At 60.1% G+C, this 2,928-nt stretch carries 3 protein-coding genes; 2 read left to right on the plus strand and 1 reads right to left on the minus strand.

Annotation, left to right across the window (positions count from 1 at the left end):
- Positions 1-1,178: 1,178 nt before the first annotated feature.
- Positions 1,179-1,556: a trypsin-like peptidase domain-containing protein gene (locus KA248_15815; protein ID MBP7831374.1), complete on the minus strand. Its 378-nt coding sequence runs from the start codon at positions 1,554-1,556 to the stop codon at positions 1,179-1,181.
- On the opposite strand from KA248_15815, the gene KA248_15820 reads away from it, so the two are divergent.
- Both KA248_15820 and KA248_15825 read left to right on the plus strand, forming a co-directional pair.
- The gene (locus KA248_15820) at positions 1,515-2,171 is read left to right on the plus strand and encodes an ATP-binding protein (GenBank protein MBP7831375.1); all 657 of its coding nucleotides are present in this window, start codon (positions 1,515-1,517) and stop codon (positions 2,169-2,171) included. The two genes, KA248_15815 and KA248_15820, sit on opposite strands and share 42 nt — an antisense overlap.
- A 204-nt stretch (positions 2,172-2,375) precedes the next feature.
- A partial coding sequence (locus KA248_15825) for a DUF1232 domain-containing protein (GenBank protein ID MBP7831376.1) occupies positions 2,376-2,928 on the plus strand: 553 nt, incomplete at its 3' end.

The raw sequence follows: 2,928 nt of genomic DNA on the forward strand, positions 1-2,928 counted from the left end.
CGTTGTAATATGACGTGTCGCTGAGCGCGAACCCGAAAATTCCTTCAAAGGACAAGATGGGATTCTGGCCGAGAAGAGCGTTGGGGGGACAGACGGGCGATTCTTCTCCTTCTCCTTCTCCTTCTCCTTCTCCCTCCGCTCCGGTGAGCGAAAGGCAGAAGGCGCAGTCATGCGCAATCTCTGACGGAGGGTTGCCACCCGTCACGGCATAAGAAACACCATCCCCGTGAGCGGACGAAATCCAAGCGAAGACGCACGTTGACGCGCTGTCGTCTGGGCTTCGGACGCTGATCCATCCCGAATCCAGTTCGCACGGCACGCTGAGGTCAACGTCATACCGGCAGATCTCGAACTGGTAGGTCGGCGGACTGGCGGATTCATCAACATACCGTCCCGTGCCAGTCTTGGCAGGTCTACCATTACAGTACTAATCCCCTTGAATATCAATGATTTACATGCGCACGAAAGCGCAATGGATCATGAATGGATCACTTGTCAGAAAGCCCCTCCCCTTCCCGCGTGGATTCTTGTATATAGGAAAGTGCGCCTAAAAACACTAATAACCCCCGAGGCCGCCACCCTGGCCGGGAAGGAAACCGGCGTAACCACGTCAGGCTCGACCGGCGCACGGCGGGCGGGATATTGTTTGCCGTCAGCGCCGAGAATTTCTTCGCAGGTGTAGGAATCCGACAACTGACGCATTCTGCAAACCGTGTCGAAATGCACGCCGCACGTCGGCTCTTCTTGCCATCTATCACCTCTGCAAACTCCGGCTCCGGCAACGCCGCCAACTGCTGTGCGCGGGAAGATTCGTTCAAGGTAAGCCCCAGGTCGGGAAGTGAAGGAGAAAATATACCACTGTGTGATATTTTTTCTCTGGCCTTCCCCGCGTCTGCCGCTGACCCGCCGCAGCCAATTGTTGTGCGCGGGAAGATTCGTCGCGTGTAAGCCCAATCTCAGTAAGCGACGGGATAACTGTCGATACGTGTGACATTTTATTCTCTGGCCTTCCCCGCGTGGCGCTACAGCGTCTGGAATCGCATCGTAGGCCTTGCCCGACGCGCTACAAACGCCGCTCTGCCGGGGGGCAAGGGGGCGACACGCCAGCGCGGAGATACTGATCCTACACCTTCGAAAAATTTCTGGCCGGCCCGTTTCCCGAGACGGCCATGGCGCACTCAGTACACGAGGACCAACCAGGTTGCCGCTTCCAGTGCTGCAATCGCTTTCTCGGGCGTCTCGGCAGGACTTGGCCGAACTTGCTTCACTGCGGCGGCGAGTGCTGGCACGGTCTCAACAAGCGGCAGCAAATACGAACTCTTGACGGCGCAGTTCACGTCTTGCGGTAACGTTCCCGTAACGGCGAGTGAAGCGAATTGGTCCAGTTCGCCCACGACAACGCCAATGACGTTGCCCGCCATGTCGATAAGCGCGCCGCCGGAATTGCCGGGCTGAACCTGCGCGTTGATCTGGAAGAAGCGCGGGTCATTCTGAACGCCGGAGAGTGAATTCACGTGGCCTCGCGTAACCTCTGGCGCGTATCCCTGCAATGCCACGTTAGGAAAACCAACGGTGCACACCTCCATGCCCAGCTAAACCCCGGCGCTCCGAACAACCTGAACCGCCGGGAATGTTCCTTCAGCCTTCAGTATGGCGAGGTCATTCGCGGAGTCCTGAGCAACCACAACTGTGGACAACTGCTTGCCGTCGCGCATCGAGTATGGCTGCGCAGCCACGAAAACTGCATCATCACCGGACCCACCGGCGCGGGCAAAAGCTACCTCGCCTGCGCCTTCGGCAACCAGGCCTGCCGCCGGGGATTCTCCGTGTGCTACTTCCGCGCCCAGAGGTTCTTCCAACAGCTGGCCGTGGCCCGCGGCTCCGGCCGCTACGAACCCCTACCGCGCAGCCTGCTGCGCACCGACCTCATCATCATCGACGACTGGGGAACGGCCCTCCTGGCGGACGAAGAACGAAGAGACCTCTTCGAGGTCATCGAAGACCGGTACGACCGGCGCTCCACCCTCATCGCCGCCCAAGTACCCATCGAACACTGGCACGACACCATTGGCGACCCCACCCTGGCCGACGCCATTCTGGACAGACTCATTCACAACGCCCACACCATCACGCTCAAGGGAGATTCCATGCGAAAAAGAAACGCCACTTGACTTCCCCGACCTCATCCGGATACAAACACAAACGACAGTTGAAGCTCCCGCGTCGCTACGCTCCGATTCGCCCGGAACAAGCCGGCGCATTCCTTCGGAACAAGAGGACGGAATCCTTCGGAATCATACGGCGCCTTCCTTCGGAACAACACGGCGCGATCGTCGGAATATGCACTGTGGAACAACCAGTACGGCATCAGCATCGTGATCCCGGACGAGCCCTGGGTCGATCCGGGGCTGCCTGCGACGCTGCTGTGCGACTGCTCGGAGGGGGGTAACCGCATGGGTCGCAAGGAGAGGAACGCGGACTACCGCCGCCGGTACTCGGAGCGGGCGTTCTGGCGCAAGCTGTCGGGCCTGCCGCGCACGGCGGGCATGGCGGCGGTCGAGCGGGCGGTGACGCTGTACGTCGTCCTGACGGACCGCGACACGCCGCTGTGGGCGCGCGCGCTCGTTATCGCCGCGCTCGGGTACTTCATCTATCCGCTGGACGCGGTGCCGGACGCCGTGCCCCTCGCGGGGCTCGCGGACGCCGTGGCCATGATGGGCGCGGATCCCTATGACTTCCGCAGCGGATTCAACGGAGGCATTTCGTTCTGTGAAGATACCCGTCCCGAGGCCTATCCCCGCGCCGTGGATTCAAGGGCTAAGTGCAAGGGTTCTTTTTTTGCGGTCGATTTCGAAGACTTCATTGGGCGTACGGTATCCGAGGGTCTTTCTTGGCCGGTCATTAATCTCTTGGACGATACTGTCGAGT

It is taken from the genome of Kiritimatiellia bacterium (assembly GCA_018001225.1).
Taxonomy (GTDB): Bacteria; Verrucomicrobiota; Kiritimatiellia; order CAIQIC01; family JAGNIJ01; genus JAGNIJ01.